This is a genomic window from Ornatilinea apprima (assembly GCF_001306115.1).
Lineage (GTDB): Bacteria > Chloroflexota > Anaerolineae > Anaerolineales > Anaerolineaceae > Ornatilinea > Ornatilinea apprima.
On the sequence record NZ_LGCL01000016.1, the window covers coordinates 208,917 to 232,035 of the forward strand.

Genomic DNA, 23,119 nt, shown 5'->3' on the forward strand with positions numbered 1-23,119 from the left:
TGAAAAATCATCACCGGGAGTCAATCAAGAATTCCCGGTGATGCCTTCTTTTTAATTCCACGGAATGGGTAGTATTCCCTTCTGGCGCGCGTCTTGAATGGTGACCCAGGCATAACCTTCTTCTTGAGCCTCGAGGTGTGGAATAGTGTCATTCCATTCTTCCAGTCCCAAATTAATCGCATCATTGAAACTGGCGCGTCCAATCAGGGTGGTTTCAATAAAGTAATAATTGGCGTTGACCTGGTCCATACGCACGGCAACGTACGCGTGCCCAGGAATGCGGATAATGGCTGTTTCCAGTCCAAGCGCTTCGGCAGCCGAGGCGAATAAGATGGCCAGTTCCACACAGTTACCGCTGGCCTGTTCGATGACCTCTGCTGGCAGGCGCATGCGCTGCACCGTATTGGGTCCGTAGGCGACCATGGTACTGATATACGTCAGCCGATAATCCTCCTCCGCTTTCCAGATCGCCTCCAACCGTTCCCACACTCCCCCATTGTCATCATTTTCGTGACCACCGTAACCACTCCACATCGTACCAGAGGATGTGTAATCGGCCGCGGCACGAATTAAGGCTTCCACTTTTGGGTCAGTAGGTGTAACCCAGGCGGCCCAAAGCTCATATTCTTCAGCGGTTTCAAAGCCATCGATCCAGACAAAATCACGCCTGGAGTAAAGGAGGACCTGTTGGCTATCTTCAATCAGGGTCAATTCTTTATCGGAATCGATCTGGGTGATTTTGATATGGAAAGTCCCTGGTTTTTCGGAATTCAATTTATCTACTGCTTCTGCCATCAGCCGGGGATTCTGGTGAATTTCGATGGATTCACCCGCACCCACGACAACCGTATCCAAAGCCTTGGTTGTGTACCCTTCGATATAGGTTTCCACAATGACCGTTCCGTTGGCATTGCCGTGATTGGTCAGGGTAACATCCACAAAGTTGTCTAAAACCGTGCCGTACAAGTGATAGAGGGAAGTAACCAGACCATCGGTATAGACATAGGAGATTTCAATTTCACTTTGACTTTCAGGTGGTTGTGCCTCCGTCGGCTGAATGTCCGTTGGCAGCTCTTGCGGCAATACCGGATCTGTTTGCTCATTAACCATTTGTGAGTTGGATAATGAGAAAAAACCGCATCCCAACGACGTGAATAGCAGAACGCCAAGCATTGTCTTGAAAAGGAAGTTTGGTTTTCCCATGAAACCCTCCATTGAAAAATTCATTTCTTGACAGCATCACGGTTGTCATTGAGAGCAGCGGGCTGATGATTGGTTATGATATACAACTACTTTACACCCAATATTTGGAAAACGAAATCGGGAAACACATCTATTCAGTACAAAAACTGGGGGAATTGGGGAGGAAAAGATAAGTTACATATTAATCAAATCTACAAAACGCTGTGGGCACAGGCTTGGTTGCCCTCATGTTCACTCCAACATCGAAATTAAAAAAAGCGAACCAAAATGTTAACTGAATATTAATGATTGACTTCATGTTTGAAGTATGTTATTATTTTTGTATAACTCACAAAAAACGAACAATTTTATGGTTATTTGTTAGATTTTTGGGATAAATTCGGGTGATTTATGTCTTTCGAGAGAAAAAAACGAATTAGTGCCATTACCCATCTTCTGCAACAGAAAAACGAGATTTCGGTCAAAGAAATCTCTGAAATGATGCATGTCTCAGAAATGACCATCCGTAGAGACCTGGATACGCTTGAGGAACAGGGCGTTGTCAATAGAACTCATGGCGGTGCTGTGCTGCTGGATCCAAATACAAGCGTACGGTATCCATATATTCTTGGGGAGCAGATCACCAAGAATACCCGCGAAAAAAACTTAATCGGGATCAAAGCGGCTTCACTGGTCCGGCCTCACGAGACAATCTTTCTGGATTCAGGTACCACAACCCCATTCGTGGCTAAAAATCTGAACCCTGATCTTCCAATTACCGCGCTTTGTTATACCTTCACAAACGCCATGGAGCTCTATCCACGGGCCAATACCAACCTGATCCTTTTGGGAGGTTTGTTCCATAGGGATTCGAATATTTTCCACAGCGTTGAAAACTATGGGCTCATCCGCAATACCCGTGCAGACAAGGCTTTTATTTCTACGGGCGGCTTCGATCCTGAAATGGGTTTAACAACATTTTTTGACTACGAGGCGGCCATCAAGCGGGAGATGATCCGATCCGCCAGGCATATCATTCTTGTTGCTGACTCGACAAAGTTTGGAAAAATCAGTGTTACCCATTTTGCCGAGCTTGATGATGTTGACACGATCATTACCGACGATGGTATTTCCAAGGAGTATCGCGAGATTCTCGTAGATCGCGGTATCGAGCTCATTATTGCCAATCAAGACAATAACCAATACACCTCATAGGAGCAATATTCATGAATCTGGATTTCAAAGGGAAAACTGTGATTGTTACTGGTGGCAGCCGTGGCATTGGTGCGGCGATTAGTTATATGTTTGCCGCTAATGGTGCAAATGTGATGGTTGACTATTTGCCGGTTGAAAAAGACATTGAAGGACTGAAGCAGTTAGAGCAGGAAGTTCATAATATCGGCGGTGTGGTCGATTCCTTTGGCGGTGATGTCGCTTCACCGGAAGAAATGGATCAATTGGTTGCGAAAACGCTGGAGCGCTTCGGCGGCCTGGATATTCTTGTGAACAGTGCCGGGTTCACCAGACCAGCGACCGTGGAAAGTATGACCCCGGACTTATGGAAGAGCGGTATCGAAGTGAACTTGAGCGGTGCCTTTTACATTACACAGGCCGCCAGCCGACATATGATCTCGCAAGGTTCGGGCAAGATCATCTTTATCGGATCGGCAGGCTCGATTACCGGTGGTGGAGGGTCGGTTGCTTACTCTGCTGCCAAAGCCGGTATCAATGGTATGGTCAGGGCTCTTTCAAAGGAGCTTGCGCCCAAAGGCATCAACGTCAATGCGGTACTGCCGGCGCTGATTGAAACTGACCTGTTAAGGGATAAGGAGCCGGATGTAGAGAAACGCAACAAATATATTCAGCGAATTCCGATTGGGCGGTTTGGCACACCTGAAGACGTGGCGTATATGGTGCTGTTCCTCGCGTCTGAGTATGCCGGTTTTATCAGCGGACAGAACATCATTGTTGATGGTGGATCTACCTATAAATAGGTCAGCTAAAGATTAGCTCAACGATTACGAGCATGTCTAAACATATTAGTAAGGAGAAAAGAAAATGAACAAAGTAGAAATTTTGGAAAAAGCATATCGGTTGGGATTTCAGGGAGAGCATGACGTCCGAGGGTGTGCCCAATGTACGATTGCTGCCGTTCAAGACGCGCTGGGCATTCAAAATGACATTGTTTACAAATCGGCTAGCGGCCTGGCCGGTGGGGCTGGAGAGTGTATTGACGGGAACTGCGGTGGCGTTTCCGGTGGGATCATTGCCATGAGCATGTTCTTCGGTCGAACCCGGGAAGAAGAAGCCAGCAAAAAGGGCCGGGCAGATAAATATGTTTCATTCCGCATGGCAGCTGCTTTGCATGACAAATACATGGAGAAATATGGAACGGTTATCTGTGGTGAGATCCATAAGAAAATCTATGGCCGTGCTTTTAATCTGCGCAATGATGAAGACAAACAGGCGTTTAGAGATGCCGGCGCCCATGAACGCGAAGATGGCTGCTGCGCGGCGGTCGGTGATGGAGCCCGCTGGGCTGCTGAATTGATCCTGGATGAAATTGAAGCGCAAGGGCTGACCCTGGAAGATTTTCAATATTTGATTGACACCAAGAAATAATAGGCGGCCCGAAAGCAACAAGTAGAAAAATCCGACGAGCTTTATTTATAGGAGTAAAGAGTCAATGCCTGAAGCAGATCATGAAGGTAAGAACTATTACGAGGATATTCCTCAGCAGGGAAAGCTGTTTTTCTTGAAAGGTTCTTCTGAGTTGGATTGGGGAATGAAGAATCGCCTGGCGCGGATCTTTAATCCCAATGATGGACGCACTGTAATGCTGGCCATCGATCACGGCTACTTCCAAGGCCCTACCTCTGGGTTGGAACGGGTCGACGTGAATATTTTGCCCTTGATGCCAGAAGCCGACGTGTTGATGTGCACCCGGGGAATCTTGCGGACAGTTGTGCCCCCGTCTTTTACCATACCGGTAGTGATTCGGGCATCTGGTGGGCCGAGTATTCTCAAAGAGTTATCAGATGAACAGATTGCCATGGATATGGAAGACTGCATCCGCCTGGGTGTATGCGCCACGGCTATCCAGGTGTTCATTGGCGGCGAATTTGAATCCCGCTCTGTCGTGAACATGACCCGTCTGGTAGACGCGGGCTTGCGTTACGGTATTCCCACTCTGGCCGTTACCGCGGTCGGTAAGGACCTGGAACGGAACGCCAAGTACTTCCGCCTGGCCACCCGTATTTGTGCCGAGCTGGGTGCCCAATATGTGAAGACCTATTATGTGGAAGAAGATTTTGAGACCGTGACCGCGTCCTGCCCGGTGCCGATTGTGATCGCGGGTGGAAAGAAGCGGCCTGAACTGGACGCGCTGAAGATGGCCTATAACGCCATCAGTCAGGGAGCTGCCGGTGTGGATATGGGACGCAATATCTTCCAATCCGATTCGCCGATTGGGATGATGAAGGCGGTTAAGGCGATCGTGCATGGAAATGAAACACCGGAGAAAGCCTACGATCTGTACCAGACGATCAAGAATGACGGGAGATAAGCGAACCTCATGAGCTACTTACAGAAATATTCGAACGAGGTCCATGACTTCCTTAAAGTCTGCAAGAGTCTGGCTGACCGGATGTATGTTACCAGCCAGGGTGGTAACCTCTCTTATAAGTTGGAAGAAAACCTGCTTATTATCACCCCCACCTGCGTAACCAAATGCGACGTTACTGAAAAGGACCTTGTCTTTATCGATCTGGAAGGTCATATCGTAGAGGGAACGCGCAAACCCACCGGCGAAGTGCCGATGTACATCAACTTCTACCGGGACCGTCCGGATATCAAGTCGGTGATTCATTGTCACCCACCTTACACCAACACCTTCACCATTCTCAAAGGCCCCAACTGGTTGATGAGACCTATCTATCCTGAGACAGTGGCAGAAGTGGGTCCAGTTCCGCTTGTACCTTATGGCGAACCTCTGACCCAGAAGTTGGCAGACAACTTCGCTCCCTTTGTAAAGAAGTACAACGCTTTTCTCATGGAAAATCACGGCTTGACCATTCTAAGCTCAGCCGACATCGTTAGGACATTGCAATTGGTGGATATTCTGGAAGTCAGTTCTATCTCAATATTGCAAGCGTTGGCGGTCGGCGGGCTTAAAGAGCTGTCCAGAGAGGATGTTCAGAATCTTGAAAATACCATGAAAACGAGAAACCTGCCCATGATCGGTATGCCGGGTGTGAATGTTTCCATGGTTGACCTGTACTTTCCTCAAGAGCAATAAGCCATTGGTTATATCCCCGCTCTTCAGAAAAGGGACATACATAAATGTGCCTTAGAAAGTGAGGTGAAACGCTTATCAATCGGAGTATCTGTAAGAAAAGAATTAAGCGATTAATACACAATGTTGAGTAGGAGTGGAGGATTCAAATGAAAAAGTCGATTATCTTTGTTTTGTTAATCACACTATTGGTTGTGATGTCCGGATGTTCGCCCGTCGCTACTACTGAAGCGCCCGCTGCTGGCGAAGCGCCCGCTGCTGGCGAAGCGCCCGCTGCTGAAGCGCCCGCTGCCGAAGCCGCGCCTGCAAAAGACGTTACGATTGGTTTCATTCCGATGACGCTGGACAACGAGTACTTCATCACGATGGTGAATGCTGCGCAGCAGGAAGCGGATAAACTGGGTGTCAAGCTGCAGGTTCAGGCTGGGACTTCGCACGGTAGCGCGGAAGAACAGCTGCAGATCGTGGAGACCATGATCACGAACAAAGTTGACGCCATCTGCATCGTTCCGAGCAGCTCGGTGGGTTTGATGACCGCTCTTAAGAAAGCCGAAGAAGCGGGCATTCCCGTGATCAACCTGGATACGGCGCTGGATGCTGAACTGGTGAAGAGCAATGGTCTGAAACCGGTTCCGTTCATTGGAACGAACAACTACGACGGTGCGAAACTGGCGGGTGAATATGCGCTTGAGATCACCGGCGGCACTGGCAAGGTAGCCATTCTGACCGGTATCGCTGGACAGCAGAACGCCGCTGACCGCCGCAATGGTTTCTATGATGTAGTGAACGGCAAGCTGGAAGTTGTAGCGGAAGCCTCGGCGGACTGGGAAGTTGAGAAGGGTTACAATGCTGCCCAGAACATGATCCAGGCCAATCCCGATCTGGTGCTGATCTTCGCGAGCAATGACAACATGGCACTGGGCGCGATCCGCGCCGCGAAAGAAGCTGGCAAAGACATCAAAGTGATTGGTTATGATGCGATTGGTGAAGCATTGAACTCGGTCAAAGCTGGCGAAATGGCAGCGACAATTGCTCAATTCCCGGCCGAGATGGGTATCCAGGGTGTCCAGGCTGCGATGACCTTGCTGGGTGGCGGAAGCATGCCGGATTACACCTACACCGAGACTCGCCCGATCACGTCGGAAAACGTTGACGATTTCATGACCTACCTTGCCAAGTTCAAGACCGCAGAGGCTGTGGAAGAACCCGCTGCTGAAGCCGCGCCTGCAAAAGACGTTACGATTGGCTTCATTCCGATGACGCTGGACAACGAGTACTTCATCACGATGGTGAATGCCGCGCAGCAGGAAGCGGATAAACTGGGTGTCAAGCTGCAGGTTCAGGCTGGGACTTCGCACGGTAGCGCGGAAGAACAGCTGCAGATCGTGGAGACCATGATCACGAACAAAGTTGACGCCATCTGCATCGTTCCGAGCAGCTCGGTGGGTTTGATGACCGCTCTTAAGAAAGCCGAAGAAGCGGGCATTCCCGTGATCAACCTGGATACGGCGCTGGATGCTGAACTGGTGAAGAGCAATGGTCTGAAACCGGTTCCGTTCATTGGAACGAACAACTACGACGGTGCGAAACTGGCGGGTGAATATGCGCTTGAGATCACCGGCGGCACTGGCAAGGTAGCCATTCTGACCGGTATCGCTGGACAGCAGAACGCCGCTGACCGCCGCAATGGTTTCTATGATGTAGTGAACGGCAAGCTGGAAGTTGTAGCGGAAGCCTCGGCGGACTGGGAAGTTGAGAAGGGTTACAATGCTGCCCAGAACATGATCCAGGCCAATCCCGATCTGGTGCTGATCTTCGCGAGCAATGACAACATGGCACTGGGCGCGATCCGCGCCGCGAAAGAAGCTGGCAAAGACATCAAAGTGATTGGTTATGATGCGATTGGTGAAGCATTGAACTCGGTCAAAGCTGGCGAAATGGCAGCGACAATTGCTCAATTCCCGGCCGAGATGGGTATCCAGGGTGTCCAGGCTGCGATGACCTTGCTGGATGGCGGAAGCATGCCGGATTACACCTACACCGAAACCCGCCCGATCACGGCGGAAAACGTTGACGACTTCATGACCTACTTAAATCAGTTCAAATAGACATATTGAGCTGAACTTGTAGCAAGCATTCAAATCTGGTTCAGCAAATTTCTCTCCAATCTTAGACCTGGAATGAAAATTCCAGGTCTAAGAAACAAAATAATGTTTTCTTTGTTACAATATATTTGATATATTAACCGTGCGGATCTCAAGCCAGGAGGTAATTAAATGAATAAGCGTATTAATACTCTTCGAGAACGTTATTTCGACACTACCCCCGAAGTATGTCCAGAAAGAGCGAGGTATTTTACCCAATCGATGAAGGAAACAGAGGGTGAGCATATTGCGTTAAGACGGGCAAAAGCTTTTGCCAATGTTCTTGACCATATGACGATCTTTGTCGCAGATGATGAACTCATTGTTGGCAACCTGGCTAGTAAACCGCGCTCTGCTCCTGTTTATCCTGAATACTCGATTGATTGGATTGTTAACGAATTTGCGGGAAACCCTTACCCACTTGATGCCCGCCCGGGCGATAATTTCATTTGCACCGATGAGACCAAGGCGGAAATCCTGGGATTATTGGATTATTGGAGAGGGAAAACCGTCTTCGAAAACCTGCGAAAGAACCTTCCCACGGAATGCAAGCAAGCCTGGGATATGGCAGTTATTGATGATACCTGGGTCTCTTCAGCCGCTCTTGGCAACCACCTGGTGGATTTTGAGTGGGTCTTAAAGGTAGGACTCACGGGAGTGATCGAGCATGCCAAGAATCACCTTGCGAAGCTTGATTTGACCCAGCCGGATGCGATTAAGAAGCACTGGTTCCTGCAGTCGGTCATCATCGCCAACGAAGCAGCGATCCGCTTCTCACAGCGATTTTCGAAAGAGTGTAAGCGCCTGGCAGAAATGCAGAAAGACCCGGTAAGAAAAGCGGAGTTGGAAAAACTTGCCGAAGTGACTCTGAACGTACCGGCTAACCCTGCCAGATCATTTTGGGAAGGGGTTCAATCTGTTTGGTTCACATTGCTGCTGATACATATCGAATCGAATGGACATGCCAACTCGATTGGGCGGTTCGACCAGTTCTTATATGGTCTTTATGAAGCTGATATCAAGAATAACGCATTAACCCGTGATGGTGCGCTAGAACTCATCGAAGCCTTCATTATTAAGTGTAATGAATTAAATAAGCTTCGCTCCTGGCCTGATACCTCCATGTTCCTCGGTTATCACATGGCTATCAACCTGGCAATTGGTGGGCAGACCGAGGATGGCAAGGACGCCGTTAATGATCTTTCGTACCTTGTTTTGGAAGCATGCGGCGATGTGAAATTGTTCACTCCCTCGATTTCTGTGAAATGGTTTGAGGGAACGGACGACAAGTTCATGGAAAAAGCGCTTGAGGTCGTCCAGGTGCACAAAGGCGGTATGCCCGCTTTTTACAATGACAAGGCGTTCATTCGAACGCTCCTGGAAATGGGCGTGGACAAGAAAGATGCCTGGAATTGGGCGCCTGTCGGCTGCATCGAAGCATCCATTCCTGGCAAGTGGGATTTTGCCGCAAAAGGATCTTGGTTGAGCGTAGCGAAAGTTCTTGAGATTACCCTGAACAATGGCAAAGATCCTGCGACGGGTATTACTCTTCTACCCGGAGATGGCGACCTTACCACTTTCAAGTCTGCTGATGAAATTTTCAAAGCCTTCAAGAAACAGTTGCATTACTTCATGGAATTGCAAGTGATCACAGAGCATATCAATGACGAAATGCATAAAGTGATTGATATCAACGCATTCACTTCTTCTTTGGTGCATGATTGCATCGAGCGAGGTCTGTCGTTGATTGAAGGCGGTTCGGTCTATTCTGCTGACGGAGGCCCGACTTGCGGCACAATTACTGCCGGGGATTCTCTGGCGGCGATTGAATACGCGGTGTTTGAGAAGAAAATCATCACCGGTGAACAGTTATTACATGCTTTGCGAACCAATTTCGAAGACCAGACCACGACGCCAACCGGTGAAGAGATCCGCCAATTGTTACTCAACAAAACACCAAAATTCGGTAATGATGATGACAAAGCGGACAAATGGTCGATGAAAGTTGCTGATTTCATTGGCTCGTCTTATCGGAATGATTTCAAAAACTCGAGGTATGGAAAAGGACCGGTACCGTGCTGCTATTCTTACAGTCAGAGCCCGGTTACTGGAAATGTTGCCTTCGGAGCGGCAGTGGGCGCAACCCCCAATGGCCGAAAAGCTGGAAAACCCGTGAATAATGGCATGTCGCCTTGCAATGGCGCAGAAAAAACAGGCGCGACCGCGGCTATCAACTCGGTTGGCAAAATGCCCAGCATCTGGTTCCAGAAAGGCGCCATTCTCAACATGCGTCTTGGCAATGGCATCCTTACATCCGCGGAAGGCCGTGCCAGAGTGAACGGATTAATCAAGGTCTTGTTCGAGAAATACGGAGAGCAGGTCCAGTTTAATGTTGTGGACAATGAAGTGTTGATTGACGCGAAAGCTCATCCGGAAAACTATCGTGATCTCCTTGTCCGGGTCTCTGGGTACAGCTGCTTGTTCACTCCATTAGATCCCCGCTGCCAGGATGACCTGATTGAACGAATGGAACTGGATGTATGACCGGAGTTGTCTTTAGTATTGAGCGTTATGCGCTTCAGGACGGCCCCGGTATCAGGACACTGGTTTTCTTAAAAGGTTGCCCTTTGAATTGCCAATGGTGCGCAAACCCGGAATCGCAGAGTTGCGCACCAGAAATCCTTTACTTTCAAAACAGGTGCGCATCTTGTGGGCGCTGCATTGCCAATTGCCCACAAGGTGCCATCAAAGTTGATGATGAGTTTGGATTGATCACGGATCCAGACAGGTGCATGCTGTGTGGTTTGTGTGTGGATGCCTGTTATTACGGCGCCCGAGAATTAAGCGGAGAAGAGATGGAAGTCTGCGACGTGATGAATATTATAGAACGAGACAAAATGTTCTATGATGCTACCCAGGGTGGAGTTACTCTGTCTGGTGGTGAGCCATTGCTGCAGACTGCTTTTGTACGCGAGTTAACACGCGAGTGCAAAGAGCGCGGAATTCACACAGCGATCGAAACTACCCTTTTTGCTGATAAAGAAATTGTGAAAAGGGCCTTAGAATACATCGATCTGGTATTTGTTGATGTAAAGCACTTTGATCCTTACAAGCACGCGGAGTTTACCGGTGTGCGAAACGAACTGATCATCAATAACATTGAGATGATTGATAACCTTGGAAAGCAGTTCATCATTCGCATTCCTTTTATCCCTGGCGTCAATGACGATGATGAGACACAGAAGCAGATCTATCAATGGGCTTCCAGGCTAAGGAACCTAAAGTGGATCGAGGTCCTTCCATATCACCGGCTTGGCATGACAAAATACCGCGGCCTGGGAAGAATGTATCCTTTGGCTGATGTAAAACCCGTTTCAAAACAATCCCTTACTTATCTAAAAGACCTGGGCGCACAAATTGGTGTTGACGTTCGGATAGGCGCGCATTAGATCTCAAATAGAGGATTCATAATGACATCTTTGCCAAAACCCATTAATTGCGTAGCTTTTGATTGCGGTAATTCTTCCTTTCGTACTGTTCTGGGTACCTTTGATGGTGTCCGCACGAATATGGAAGTGATTTTGCAGGTCCCTCATAACACGATCGAGATCAATGGTCTGTACTACTGGGATATTCTGCATGTTTATGAAGGATTGAAGCAAGGACTGAAAGAAGCCTTTGTCAGAGCAGGGCATATTGATTCCATTGGAATTTGTACCTGGGGGGTTGATTTCGGATTTCTGGATGAAAATGGGTATCTGCTTGCGAATCCGCTGTGTTACCGGAATTCCATTGGCGAGGAACAGCTTTCGGGTCTTTCCGCAGAAGAAAAGCGTTGGGTATTTGATCAAACCGGCATTCAGAATAACCGGATCAATTCTCTATACCAGTTGACCGGAATCAAGCGGATCATGCCTGACCTTTTTGGCATTGCCAGGCATTTGTTGATGGTTCCAGACCTGCTCAGCTACTTCTTTACGGGTGAAAAATTCACAGAGTTTTCCATCGCGAGCACAACGCAGTTATTCGATATGAGAAATAAGCAGTATGCTGAGGACGTACTAGATCGTTTTGGTATTCCAAAGAAGATGTGCAAACCCCTCAAACAACATGGAGAGGTGATCGGGATGCTGAAGCAGTCCATTGCGGACGAGTTGCGTATTCCGGTTTGCCCGGTGATCTGCGTGCCCTCACATGATACCGCTTGCGCGGTGGCGGCTGTTCCTGCGCAGGAAGAAGATTTTCTCTTCATCAGCTCAGGAACCTGGTCATTGATTGGCACCGAACTGCAAGCGCCGGAGATCACACAGGAAGTGTACGAACGTGATTTTGCCAATGAAGGCGGCGTATTCAACACCATCACGCTCCTGAAAAATTCGGCGGGAATGCATATTTTGCAGTGTATTCGCAGAGATCTTGAATCGGGGGGCGAGAAATATACCTGGGATGAGATCGTAGGATTGGCGCGAAGTTATCAAGGAGAGCCAGGCCTGTTTGATCCGAACTCTTATGAGCTTTTTAACCCGAAAAATATGATCGCTGCCATTCGCGAGTTAATGAAAGACGATAACGCTCCAATTGAAAAAGTGCTTTCATCCACCTACGCCTCGCTTGCCTACACTTACCGGAGAACGATTGAACAAATCCAGGAAGTCACGGGCAAGGACTATTCTTCCATTTATATCGTTGGCGGTGGATCACAGAACGCCTATTTGAACCAATTGACCGCTGACCTGACCGGAAAGAAAGTTTTTTCTGGCCCCAAAGAGGCTACCTCGTTAGGCAATATTGGTGTTCAATTGGTTTCGCACATTCCTGGTTTTGGATTAGCCGAAATTCGTGAAATGGTCAGAAATTCTGAGTCAATCTCGTCTTTTTATCCTGATCCTGATCGAGACAGTCACTTGATTGACGCCCGATACAAGGATTTTTACGAAAATAAATTACAGGTTTGAGCTGACCTCACCACCAGTTTTTCCTCTTACATTACACAAAAACTGATTATTGGAGAAGTTATATGACCGATTGCTTGTTAGAGATGCGAAATATATCCAAAGAGTTTTCTGGTGTATGGGTTCTTCAAGATGTGAACTTGTCATTAAACAAAGGAGAAGTTCATGTTTTGCTTGGCGAAAATGGAGCGGGCAAATCGACCTTAATCAAAATCTTATCAGGCGCATACACGAAAACGAGCGGAGAGATTCTGATTAATGGAGAAAAAGTTGACATAAAAAATCCTTCCGATGCATTTGGTTACAAGATCGGTGTGATTTACCAGGAATTCAACCTGAATCCATTTATGTCCATTTATGAGAACCTTTTTCTTGGCAAAGAATACACCAATGCGCTTGGAGTCATTGATAAAAATCGCTGCATAAAAGAAGCCAAGCGTGCACTCGAACGAGTGGGATTAGATGTCTCCCCCAGGACGCTGGTAAAAGACCTCTCTGTTGCGCAAATGCAGTTGGTCGAAATTGCCAAAGCGATCATGTCTCAGGTCCAAATTCTGGTTTTTGACGAACCGACAGCTACCCTAACGGAGAGAGAGATTGAAAAACTCTTTCAAATCATTTGTGAATTGCGTACCAATGGGGTAGGTATCATCTATATCTCTCATCGTATGAAGGAATTGAAACAAATTGGCGACCGTTGCACAGTGCTGAGAGATGGGAACTACATCGCTACCGTTAAGCTTTCCGAAGTTGAGGATTGTGACTTGGTTCGGATGATGGTTGGACGAACGGTTGAATTTGAGAAGAGAACGGAATCGTTTATTGATAAGAATGAGGATGTGCTCTCAGTTGAAGATTTAAGTTGTCGAAATTTGATAGAGGGTATTTCCTTCACGCTCAAGAAAGGGGAAATCCTCGGTGTTGCCGGCCTGGTGGGCTCAGGGCGAACTGAGATGGCGAAGTGCATCATTGGAGAGTATAAACCCACGAGGGGAACTATCACGATCAAGGGGAAACAGGTCAAAATCAAAGAGCCTTGTGATGCGATCAGTCATGGAATCGTTTATCTTAGCGAAGACAGGAAGAATGAAGGCCTGATTGTAAAACATGATGTCAAAACAAACGCCACGCTTGCCGGCCTGGATAAACTCATTAAGGGAGGGTTGATCAATACTGAGAAAGAGGAAGATTGCGCAAATGACCTGGTAAAGCAATTCAATATCAAAACCAATGGCATCAAAATGTTGATTAAGCACCTTAGCGGTGGAAACCAACAAAAGGTTGTGATCGCGAAATGGGTGAACTCGGGCGCGGATATCTACATTTTTGATGAGCCAACACGTGGGATTGATGTTGGCGCTCGACAGGAAATTTATTCAATTATGGAAGACCTTGCTAGAGCGGGTGCTTCGATCATCATGATCAGTTCAGACCTGGTCGAAATTATCAAGATGTCGGATCGGGTGATTGTTATGCACCAGGGAAAAGTTGGGGGGATTCTTGAAAACGATGTTAATCTTTGCCAGGAAACAATCTTGAATTACGCTATTGGGAGACAATGCAAATGAATCCATCCAAATCAACACAGAATATCTTTGAAGTGCTCAAGTCGTATAGTCTTTACCTGGCGTTCTTGATCATCTTCATTGCTTTTTCATTATTGAATGAAAACTTCCTCAGCATCAATAATGTTCTAAATATTATCGTTCAATCCGCGATTATCGCGATCATTGCCGTTGGTCAGACGATGGTTATCCTTACTTCGGGCATTGATCTGAGTGTTGGTTCCATTGTCGGCGCGGTAGGGATTGGAATCGGCCTCCTGATGGTTGCGGGTGTTTCCATCCCTGTGGCTGTTGTGTTGGGTGTGATTATGGGTATCGTTTTTGGCCTGATCAATGGCGTCATCATCAGCTATGGACGGGTACCCGCATTCATCACGACACTCGGTATGATGGGAATTGCGCGCGGGTTCGGTCTGGCGTTGAATGAAGGTAAACCCGTCGCGGGATTGCCCCAAAGTTTTGAGAAAATCGCCTCCACAAGCGTCGCCGGCATTCCAAGCTTTGTGTTTTACACACTGATCATCTATGTGATTATGTTCTTTATCCTGGAACGGACGAAATTTGGGCGGCACATTTACGCCATTGGCGGAAACAGAGACGCGGCTCGACTTTCGGGTGTGAAGGTGAAAGTTGTTGAAATGATCGTTTACCTGTTCTCGGGTTTGTTTTCTGGCCTTGGCGCAGTCTTACTCACGGCGCGCTTAAATTACGCCACGCCCGTAGCGGGTACTGGATACGAGTTGGATACAATCGCTGCTGTAGTGATTGGTGGAACCGCGCTCTCTGGCGGGCAAGGAAAGATCATTGGAACCCTGGTTGGAGCGCTCATGTTGGGTATTCTCAGGAACGGGTTAACGATTCTCAATGTTTCTTCTTTCTTCCAACAAATCATCATTGGAGCAGTGATCATTATCGCGGTATTCATGGACAAAATTAACGAAAAGAAGAACAATTAGGTAGCAACAATTTCCAATCAATAAAGCTGGCCTGAATAGTATTTTTACAGCGGCTGGAGCAAGGGAGTCCTGAAGTGAGAAATGGAATCCTAATTGCTCCAGCCGTTTGACCATCCGATTAGCCGTTTGTGAGCAACAATTGTGAAGGTCTGCTATTATCTATCCATGAGGCTCTGGCATCCAATTCCAATCACCTTCTCTTCTTGTTTACAACCCTGCCTTTCAGCGCTTTTTCATCCTTTGGTAGAAAGCACAGATTATGAAGTCTCTCCGTGAAGAGAAGAGCAGACCATTTGAAAAAACAAGTTAACGGTCTTCTGGGTTGACTATCCATCGAACGGACAACAAGGTCAGGTTCAGGCTTTGAATCCTGCCCAGAACGCCATAAAGAGATGCCTGGTCTGGCAAGGTGCCCCGCAGCAGCGTTTTTTTGATGTTGTTTTCCGCCTGTGTAGCAATCTCCAGGCCGGAGAACCATTCCGCCCAGCATGGGTCAATCGGTTCCAGGATTTCAATCTCATAATACTTTGGGTTAACCGTATTCATTGTTTTACCCGGTTGTTTCAAAGCGCATTTTGAATTTTTTGCAAAGGGATCGAATCAGATTCCGGGATGTGATGGCAACTGAATTGATTCCCATCATGCCGTTGGACCACTGCCCGGTCATGGAAAAGCGTTTAAGCCCTGGCAGGTTGGGCGAAATGCCCTTCATCAGAATACGGCCAAATTGTCCCTCCGGATACCAGGCTTGCAGACCGTGATAGCTGGCCGTATACCGTTCAGAGGTAATCGGCGTGGCAACATCAACTACCTCAATATCCTGGCGAATATCCGGGAAGCGCTGTAACAGCAGATCAATGAAGGCGTCTGCCACTTTCTGTTTTTCCTGCTGATAGGCTTCACTGCCGTATCCCAGCGCATTCCAATATGAATAGGGCGAGGTTGAAAGCAGCCGGATGACGGATTTTCCCTGGGGGGCAATGGACGGGTCGTAATTATAAATTTCAATTTCCAGGTCTTTGACCTCATGCCCGGCGATGGATACCGGCTGCTCGAGGTGATAAAAGATCGCGCGCGGAAGGCCGGATAGGTTCCGGTTGATCCCCAGGCTGACTTGCAAGTTCATGGAATTTTCGTCTGGCGCGCAGGTGTAGTAGTGCCGCAGAAACTTGTTCGTGTACTTGCCTTCCAGCAGCTTGAAAATGGTTGTGTGCCCATCTCCGGCGGAGATGACCCAATCAGCGCGCTGCTGCTGCCCGTCTTCCAGCTCCACGCCGCAGGCCTGATCATTTTCCACCAGGACCTTGCGAACGCGGGAATGGTAATGCAGCTGCCCGCCCAACCGGGTGAAGCGCCGGGCAATGCTCTGCGCGAAGGCCAGCGAACCGCCTGCCGGCCAGCCCATTTCTTTTTTATGCTGGGCGGCCAGAAATCCCATCTGGACAAGGGCGGGGCAGCCCGCAAAGTTGTATTGAATTTTCGGAAAGGCCTCGCGCAAGAAGGGATTCTTGAATTTGCGGGCTACCTGTTCCAGGCTTTGCCTGCCCCAGCGGAATAAAAATGGCAGGTGTGGAAACCACTGGAGGAAATCGGCTGGGGTGGCTTCTTGCAGAGCGTAAAAGTCGTGGGCCAGAAAGTATCGCGCGGCTGCGCAGTATTCTTTAATCACCCCCGCGTCTTCCGGCGCGATGGATTTGAGATGGGCTTCAAAGCGGTCAATGTTGGCATAGACGGTCAGGTGGTGCCCATGAGAGTCTTCCACCTGGGTTATGACATCGTGATAATGAATGTTCTCAAGCCGGTCCGGGCATAATTCCTGCCAGAGGTGATTCAAGGGCGAGTTGCTACCGGCCCCAGCCAGGTCGTGAATACAGCCGTCGAAAAGATATCCCTTGCGTTTCCACGAGGTACAGAATCCGCCGGGGATGGTATGCTGCTCAAAAATGTGGGTTTCAAAACCGCTCATCTGGGCGTACACGCCTGCCGCCAGTCCGCCGATGCCAGCGCCGATGATGACCAAAACTGGTTGTTGTGCCATGGTTTCCTCAAAGCCTACAGAAAGTGGAAGAAGTAACTCAGGGTGCCGATGATGAATTTGACCAAAATCAGCAGCGAAGCAGCCGAGACGGCATCCTTTTGAGTGGCGATGAGAGGCAGATGCCAGCCTGCCAGGCCACCAATCAAGACAACCAGCAACCCGGCGCCAAGCAGGTAGCCGGCAATCGCGAAGGGCGAAGCCCATTTGCCGCTGGCACCCACCTGGCCAATCCCGCCCAGAGCGCACATCGTCATTCCAATGATCAGGATGGCGATCAGCGCGGCGCGTGGAGAGTTAATCAGCGGCAGGCTGCGGTTGTTGAGATTAGCATAAGCGATGACGGCGATCAGCAGACCAAGAATGATGGGCAGGATCAAACCGTTAAAGAGGGGGGCTTGAACAGAGGTTTTCATTTGTTAGACTCACTTTCTTTTATTCAAAGCGTTCGGTATCACAGCATGAATATACCCCTTGGGCGGGTTGTGAGTCAGTGTCCGCAAGGCGTATTGAGGGGCGTATTTTTTTTGGTGGGATTAGAAGAGTTGGAGTTCGCGGGCGCGGTTGATGGCCTGCACGCGGCCTTTGGCATCCAGCTTGGAATAAGCGTTTTGCAGATGCTTTTTGACCGTGCGAATGGAAATGAAGAGCTGATTGGCGATTTCCTGGTTGGAAAGCCCTTCAGCGGTCAGGCGCAACACTTCGATCTCACGGGGGGTGAGCGGTTCGACCAGGGAAGCGGTTAGGCTGGTTTCAATTTTTGTGGGGGGCGCTGGAGAGGCGGGTTGACCGCTTTGAATGAATTCCAACAGGCTGCGCGCATAGGCGGCTAAAGAGTGACTTTCGGTTTGTTGACGCAGGCGGTGCTGAAGCTCGACCAGGCGATTGGCGACTGCCTCACCGGCTTCCGCAAATAACACGACATATCCTTCGGGCTGCGCCAGCTGCAGGGCAGCTTCCAGCGAGGCCAGCGCCTGGTCTTCGGGCTGGCAGGCGGTTAGCAACGTAAGGGCTTCGATTCGGTGACCGCTGCGACCAGCGGCCTGTGCGTGCGCCGCGACCCTGGTGAGAATCTCAACGGCTTCCTTTTTACGTTCCAGGGCGATTAAGGCTCTGACTTGGGATAGCCGCCGGCTTTCAAAGCGAAAGGAATCGTCCCCTTCTTCACATTGGTTGAGATACTGTTGGAGGGCAGGGGTGTTGCCTTGTGCGCACCATAATCTCACCAGAACGGATTGGTAATAAGCCATAAATTCCGGGTGAATTTGGATGGTGAGAGTCATCTGTTTGGCCTGCTCCAGGCAGGCTGCGCATTCCTCCCAATTGGAGCGGTTCAAATGGATATGCGCCAGGGTTACCAGCCCGATAAACACGCCCTGGGGAACCGGCCAGTTGCGGTGCAGCGCCAGGCCTTCGTTAACCAGTTTTTCTGCCAGATCATACTGGCCCCAACTGCGCAGAATCCCAGCTCGCAAGATGAGCAAATTACCCGCCACGTAATAACGGCGAATATCGCGCTCGCGGACATACGCTTCGTATTGAGCGCAAAGGTCGTGAGCGGCGCGCAGTTTCCCCTCCACCACCCAGACGCGCGCCCAGCGCGAGGCGGCGATGGGAATGGCGTTGGTGCCGTTGTTGGCGATATCTCTGTCGATGGCATCTCGAAAGAAGTCCACGGCCTGCTTGAATTCGCCTTCCATGAAGAAAATGCTGCCAATTACCACCGCGATGCTGTTGCGCATGCCCACGTTTTCTTCCGGCACGGAGAGGATCGCGTTTTTGAAGGTTGGGTCCACTTGGACGTGCTGGTTGTCCATGTCGTCCAGGTAGGCCCACAAGACGCGGGAAAAGGCCAGCATTCCTCTTTCCTCAGGCGCCAGCCGGGCGGATTCTTTCTGTTGGAGGGAAGCAAGCGAGGCATCTGTCATGTCAAGCATGCGCCGGGTGAGGTCAAGCTGGCCGGTGATGACACCAATCCAGGCATTTTGCAAGCACAGACCGGGGCGGCGCGACAGCAATTCATCGGGCAGCTGTTTAACAGCCATGAAAAAGGTCAAGTCAGTTACGCGCCAATGCGTGACCACATATTTCTCAATCAGGTCGGCGGCGTATTCAAAATCGTGGGCGGCCAGGGCGTGGTCGAGGGCCAACTTCGATTCTTGGTGATCATCGTACCAGGCTGAAGCACGCCGGTTCAATTCTGTCCAGACTTGCGGTGCTTGAAATTTGAGCCTTGCGACCAGTAAATCCGAAAAAAGGTGATGATAGCGGTACCACTGCCGGGTTTCATCCAGGGGGATGATGAACAGGTTGGTTCTTTCAATCTTCTCCAACATCGCCTGGCAGCCGGCGGCAGAGAACTGCTCTTCTTGTAAGAGGGCGGCGCAAAGGTCTGCGTTGAATTGGCGCAGGACGGAGGTGTGGGAGAGAAATTTTTGAGTGGACTCGCTTTGTTTCGCCAGCACTTCTTCTATCAGATAATCCAGGATGAAGCGGTGCGTGCCCGAAAAGTCGCGGAAGAATTGCTCGCGGTCACGGCTGGTTTGCAGTGCCAGGGCAGCCATTTGCAAACCGGCGATCCAACCTTCCGTTCTTTTTTCCAGGATGGTTAGCTCTTTGGTAGAAAGCGATAAGCTCATGACCTGGTTGAAGAAATCCACAATTTCCTGAGTGCTAAATTGCAAATCCGCCTGGCGAATTTCGATCAACTGGCCACTGGCGCGCAAGCGGGCTAACGGGAAGGGCGGATCCTGGCGGCTGATGATTACGATGCGCGCATTGGCCGGGAACGATTGGATCCAATGCCGCAACACCTCGTGAATCGATTTCTCATGAATGAGGTGATAATCATCCAACACCAGTATAAAAGGCTGGGCGAAGCATCCACAATCCTTAAGGACATCCAACGCCAGTTCATTAACCGGTATGTTTGGCAGTTCAAGCAATTCACGGGTGGCTTGATCGATGGAGATGCCAATCCTTTCCAGCGCGGCAATAAGATAGGCAAAGAATTGAACGATCTGATTGTCTCGTTCATCCAATGAGATCCAGGCGGTATTGCATTTTTGAGCATGAATCCAACTGGCGATCAGGCTTGTTTTTCCATACCCAGCCGGGGCAGAAACCACAACAACCCTGCCATCGGGCTGGTTTAACTGCCGCAAAAGATCCGTCAGCCGCGGCCGGAGCACGTGGTTTGCCGGGTACGCCGGGATGAAAAGCTTGGTGGAAAGGATATCTGGGCGCATATTGTTATAAGAATAGCATGAATCCGGGCGGCTGGCATGTTTTTTTCTGGCTGATGAGGAACAGTGTTTTTCCGCCTGCCAGCAGGAAGCGAAAAACCGGCTCTCCATTCAATTTTTCAGAAGAACCGGTTTCCTTTGATTGGCTAGGCCGCTTGCAGCGCCTGGTCTAGATCCCAGAGGATGTCTTCAATGTCTTCCAGGCCAATGCTGAGGCGAATGAAATCTGGCGAAACGCCGGCGCTGATCTGTTGTTCTTCGGTGAGCTGGCTGTGGGTAGTGGTCGCCGGGTGAATGGCCAGGCTTTTTGCATCTCCGATATTGGCCAGGTGACTGAACAGCTTCAGGCTTTCAATAAATTTCATGCCGGCTGGCGCGCCGCCTTTGATTCCAAAGCCGAGAATGGCTCCCGGCCCTTTGGGAAGATATTTTTGGGCGGCGGCGTAGTCGGGGCTGGTTTTGAGGCCGGGGTAGGCAACCCAGGCGACTTTGGGGTGCGCTTCCAGAAATTCAGCCGCTTTTTGGGCGTTGGACACATGGCGTTCCATGCGCAGGCTGAGGGTCTCCAGGCCTTGCAGGAAGAGAAAAGCGTTGAAAGGCGCGAGGCTGGAGCCGAAGTCGCGCAACACCTGCACGCGGGCTTTGGTGATGTAGGGCGGCGTGCCGCTTTCGGCCAGGTCGGCAAAGACCAGGCCATGATAACTTTCATCGGGCGTGTTGAAATTGGGGAAGCGCGGATTGCCCTTCCACTCAAAATTGCCGCCGTCCACAATCAGCCCGCCGAGAGAGGTGCCGTGCCCGCCAATGAATTTGGTAGCCGAGTGAACGACAATGTTGGCGCCATACTCAAACGGGCGCGCCAGGTAAGGGGTGGCAAAGGTGTTGTCGATCATCAGCGGAATGCCGGATTGGCAGGCGATGCTGGCCACTTCTTCAAAGGGGAAGACATTGATCTGCGGGTTGCCGAGCGTTTCGCCGTAGATCAGTTTGGTGTTGTCGCGAATGGCGCGGCGGAAGCTTTCGGGGTCGCGGGGGTTGACGAAGGTAACTTCGATGCCCAGGCGCTTAAAGCTGTGCGCGAATTGGGTGTGTGTTCCGCCGTAGAGTGTGGACGAAGAGACGATATGATCGCCCGCGCCCGCCAGGGTAAAGATGGCGTGTGCCTGCGCGGCGTGCCCGGAACTAACTGCCAACGCCCCCGCGCCGCCTTCCAGATCGGCGATGCGCTGCTCGAGGACGTCATTGGTGGGATTCATGATGCGGGTATAAATATTGCCGGATTCTTTCAAGGAAAAGAGATTGGCGGCGTGCTCGGTGCTATTGAATACGTATGAGGTGGTCTGGTAGATGGGCACGGCCAGCGAGTTGGTGGCGGGATCGGGCTGCTGCCCGGCATGCAGTTGGCGGGTGGTAAACCCAAACGGGCGAGGTTGTTGGTTGGTAAGCATGGTCACTCCTGGTGGATAGGGGAACCGGATGATTCAAGGGTATTAGTAACCGGCTGGTCAACCCGTGTTGGGTTGAAGGTGGTTAATTGGGTTAGGTCGTAGGGGGTTTCCTGGTAGACGTGATAATTAATCCAGTTGGCATAGAGCAGATTGGCATGCGATCTCCAGCGGACCACCGGGGATCGGGTGGGGTCGTCCGCGGGATAATAGTTGGCGGGAACGTGAATCGGCTGCCCGGCGTTCACGTCGCGGTCATATTCGGCCTTGAGGGTGAATGGATCGTACTCGGAGTGGCCGGTAACGAAGACTTCGCGGTTGTCCTGGCTGGCAACGATATAAACGCCCGCCTCTTCTGATTCGCTCAGAAGTCTCAGGCTGCTGACTTTTTCGATATCAGCGCGGCGGACTTCGGTGTGGCGCGAGTGCGGGGCGTAGAACACATCGTCAAACCCGCGCAGCAGCATGGTGTCGCGCTCAATCACCTGGTGGGCAAAAACGCCGAACTGCTTGCGCGGCAAGGGGTATTTGGGAACGCCGTAGCGGTGATACAGCGCGGCCTGCGCGCCCCAGCAAATGTAGAAGTGGGCGAACACATTGTTGTAGCCCCAGTCCATGATCTCTTTCAACTCGTCCCAATAATCCACCTGCTCAAACGGCAGGTGCTCGACTGGCGCGCCGGTAACGATCAGGCCGTCAAATTTCTGGTCGCGAACCTGGTCAAGCGTCTGGTAAAAGGCCAGCAGATGCTCTTCGGAAGTGTTTTTGCTTTGGTGAGAACCGGTGCGCAGTAACGTGACCTCCACTTGAAGGGAGGTATTGCCGATCAGGCGCAGGAGCTGCGTTTCGGTGGTGATTTTAGTGGGCATCAGATTGAGAATGACGATCTTGATCGGGCGAATGTCTTGATGCAGGGCGCGGTCTTCGTCCATGACGAAGATATTTTCATTCTTCAATACCTGTTTGGCGGGCAGTTGATCGGGGATTTTAATCGGCATGATGTGTTCCTTTCAAAAAAGTTGAAATAAAAACAAAAAGGGCTGCCGTTGGCGGCAGCCCCGAGAAACCTTTCTCTTTCGATGATCAGCCAGTCTATGGCCGATCCACGAACGCTGCCGCCTGGATTTGCCCGCACATGACCATAGCCATCATCATGGAGTTATTAGTTAGAATTTTTCGGGCGGCAGATTGAGATTGCATGATTCGTTTCGTTAAAATTGGTGATAAAGGATTGTTGTGATTATTCATGATTATTCGGAGATTGTCAATCCTGGTTTGATTTAATAACAATTCATTAACAA

18 protein-coding genes are annotated in these 23,119 nt (G+C 50.0%); 11 read left to right on the forward strand and 7 right to left on the reverse strand.

Going from position 1 to position 23,119, the window contains the following annotated elements; translation table 11 throughout:
* Positions 1-51 precede the first annotated feature (51 nt).
* A complete protein-coding gene (locus tag ADN00_RS06050; protein ID WP_152966271.1) occupies positions 52-1,203 on the reverse strand; it encodes a hypothetical protein in 1,152 nt (383 codons plus the stop codon).
* Positions 1,204-1,593: 390 nt separating this feature from the next.
* On the opposite strand from ADN00_RS06050, the gene ADN00_RS06055 reads away from it, so the two are divergent.
* The 11 genes from ADN00_RS06055 to ADN00_RS06105 all read left to right on the forward strand — a co-directional run bounded on the left by ADN00_RS06055 (position 1,594) and on the right by ADN00_RS06105 (position 15,093).
* Positions 1,594-2,397, forward strand: a complete 804-nt coding sequence (locus ADN00_RS06055) for a DeoR/GlpR family DNA-binding transcription regulator (protein WP_075062063.1) — start codon at positions 1,594-1,596, stop codon at positions 2,395-2,397.
* Between the two features lie 11 nt (positions 2,398-2,408).
* Positions 2,409-3,176 (forward strand): SDR family NAD(P)-dependent oxidoreductase, encoded by a 768-nt coding sequence (locus tag ADN00_RS06060; protein WP_082389926.1) that lies wholly within the window; start codon positions 2,409-2,411, stop codon positions 3,174-3,176.
* A gap of 64 nt (positions 3,177-3,240) precedes the next feature.
* Complete coding sequence (locus tag ADN00_RS06065) at positions 3,241-3,804, forward strand: C-GCAxxG-C-C family protein (RefSeq protein ID WP_075062064.1); 564 nt, start codon at positions 3,241-3,243, stop codon at positions 3,802-3,804.
* 64 nt (positions 3,805-3,868) lie between these two features.
* Positions 3,869-4,747: a 3-hydroxy-5-phosphonooxypentane-2,4-dione thiolase gene (lsrF, locus tag ADN00_RS06070; protein WP_075062065.1), complete on the forward strand. Its 879-nt coding sequence runs from the start codon at positions 3,869-3,871 to the stop codon at positions 4,745-4,747.
* A 9-nt stretch (positions 4,748-4,756) separates the two neighbouring features.
* On the forward strand, positions 4,757-5,479 hold the full coding sequence (locus tag ADN00_RS06075) for a class II aldolase/adducin family protein (RefSeq protein WP_075062066.1): 723 nt from the start codon (positions 4,757-4,759) through the stop codon (positions 5,477-5,479).
* A gap of 146 nt (positions 5,480-5,625) precedes the next feature.
* The gene (locus tag ADN00_RS06080; protein ID WP_075062067.1) at positions 5,626-7,584 is read left to right on the forward strand and encodes a substrate-binding domain-containing protein; all 1,959 of its coding nucleotides are present in this window, start codon (positions 5,626-5,628) and stop codon (positions 7,582-7,584) included.
* Positions 7,585-7,752: 168 nt separating this feature from the next.
* Positions 7,753-10,164: a glycyl radical protein gene (locus tag ADN00_RS06085; protein ID WP_075062068.1), complete on the forward strand. Its 2,412-nt coding sequence runs from the start codon at positions 7,753-7,755 to the stop codon at positions 10,162-10,164.
* Positions 10,161-11,069 carry a glycyl-radical enzyme activating protein gene (locus tag ADN00_RS06090; RefSeq protein WP_075062069.1) on the forward strand — a complete coding sequence of 303 codons (909 nt, stop codon included), beginning with the start codon at positions 10,161-10,163 and terminating at the stop codon, positions 11,067-11,069. Before ADN00_RS06085 ends, ADN00_RS06090 begins: the two co-directional genes overlap by 4 nt.
* Before the next feature lie 21 nt (positions 11,070-11,090).
* Positions 11,091-12,575 (forward strand): rhamnulokinase, encoded by a 1,485-nt coding sequence (locus ADN00_RS06095; RefSeq protein WP_075062070.1) that lies wholly within the window; start codon positions 11,091-11,093, stop codon positions 12,573-12,575.
* Positions 12,576-12,637: 62 nt separating this feature from the next.
* On the forward strand, positions 12,638-14,140 hold the full coding sequence (locus ADN00_RS06100) for a sugar ABC transporter ATP-binding protein (protein WP_075062071.1): 1,503 nt from the start codon (positions 12,638-12,640) through the stop codon (positions 14,138-14,140).
* Positions 14,137-15,093, forward strand: coding sequence for an ABC transporter permease (locus tag ADN00_RS06105; RefSeq protein ID WP_075062072.1), 957 nt, complete (start codon positions 14,137-14,139; stop codon positions 15,091-15,093). Before ADN00_RS06100 ends, ADN00_RS06105 begins: the two co-directional genes overlap by 4 nt.
* A gap of 306 nt (positions 15,094-15,399) precedes the next feature.
* Here ADN00_RS06105 and ADN00_RS06110 read toward each other — a convergent pair whose 3' ends face one another.
* From ADN00_RS06110 to metA, 6 genes are all read right to left on the reverse strand, one after another.
* Positions 15,400-15,639: a hypothetical protein gene (locus tag ADN00_RS06110; RefSeq protein ID WP_075062073.1), complete on the reverse strand. Its 240-nt coding sequence runs from the start codon at positions 15,637-15,639 to the stop codon at positions 15,400-15,402.
* A gap of 4 nt (positions 15,640-15,643) precedes the next feature.
* The gene (locus ADN00_RS06115; RefSeq protein WP_075062074.1) at positions 15,644-17,131 is read right to left on the reverse strand and encodes a phytoene desaturase family protein; all 1,488 of its coding nucleotides are present in this window, start codon (positions 17,129-17,131) and stop codon (positions 15,644-15,646) included.
* 14 nt (positions 17,132-17,145) lie between these two features.
* Positions 17,146-17,544: a hypothetical protein gene (locus ADN00_RS19970; RefSeq protein WP_075062075.1), complete on the reverse strand. Its 399-nt coding sequence runs from the start codon at positions 17,542-17,544 to the stop codon at positions 17,146-17,148.
* Between the two features lie 120 nt (positions 17,545-17,664).
* Entirely contained in the window at positions 17,665-20,376 is a 2,712-nt protein-coding gene (locus ADN00_RS20410; protein WP_160317475.1) for a LuxR C-terminal-related transcriptional regulator, read from the reverse strand.
* A gap of 143 nt (positions 20,377-20,519) precedes the next feature.
* Positions 20,520-21,821 (reverse strand): O-acetylhomoserine aminocarboxypropyltransferase/cysteine synthase family protein, encoded by a 1,302-nt coding sequence (locus tag ADN00_RS06130; RefSeq protein ID WP_075062077.1) that lies wholly within the window; start codon positions 21,819-21,821, stop codon positions 20,520-20,522.
* A 2-nt stretch (positions 21,822-21,823) separates the two neighbouring features.
* Positions 21,824-22,816: a homoserine O-acetyltransferase MetA gene (gene metA, locus ADN00_RS06135; RefSeq protein WP_075062078.1), complete on the reverse strand. Its 993-nt coding sequence runs from the start codon at positions 22,814-22,816 to the stop codon at positions 21,824-21,826.
* Between the last annotated feature and the right edge of the window lie 303 nt (positions 22,817-23,119).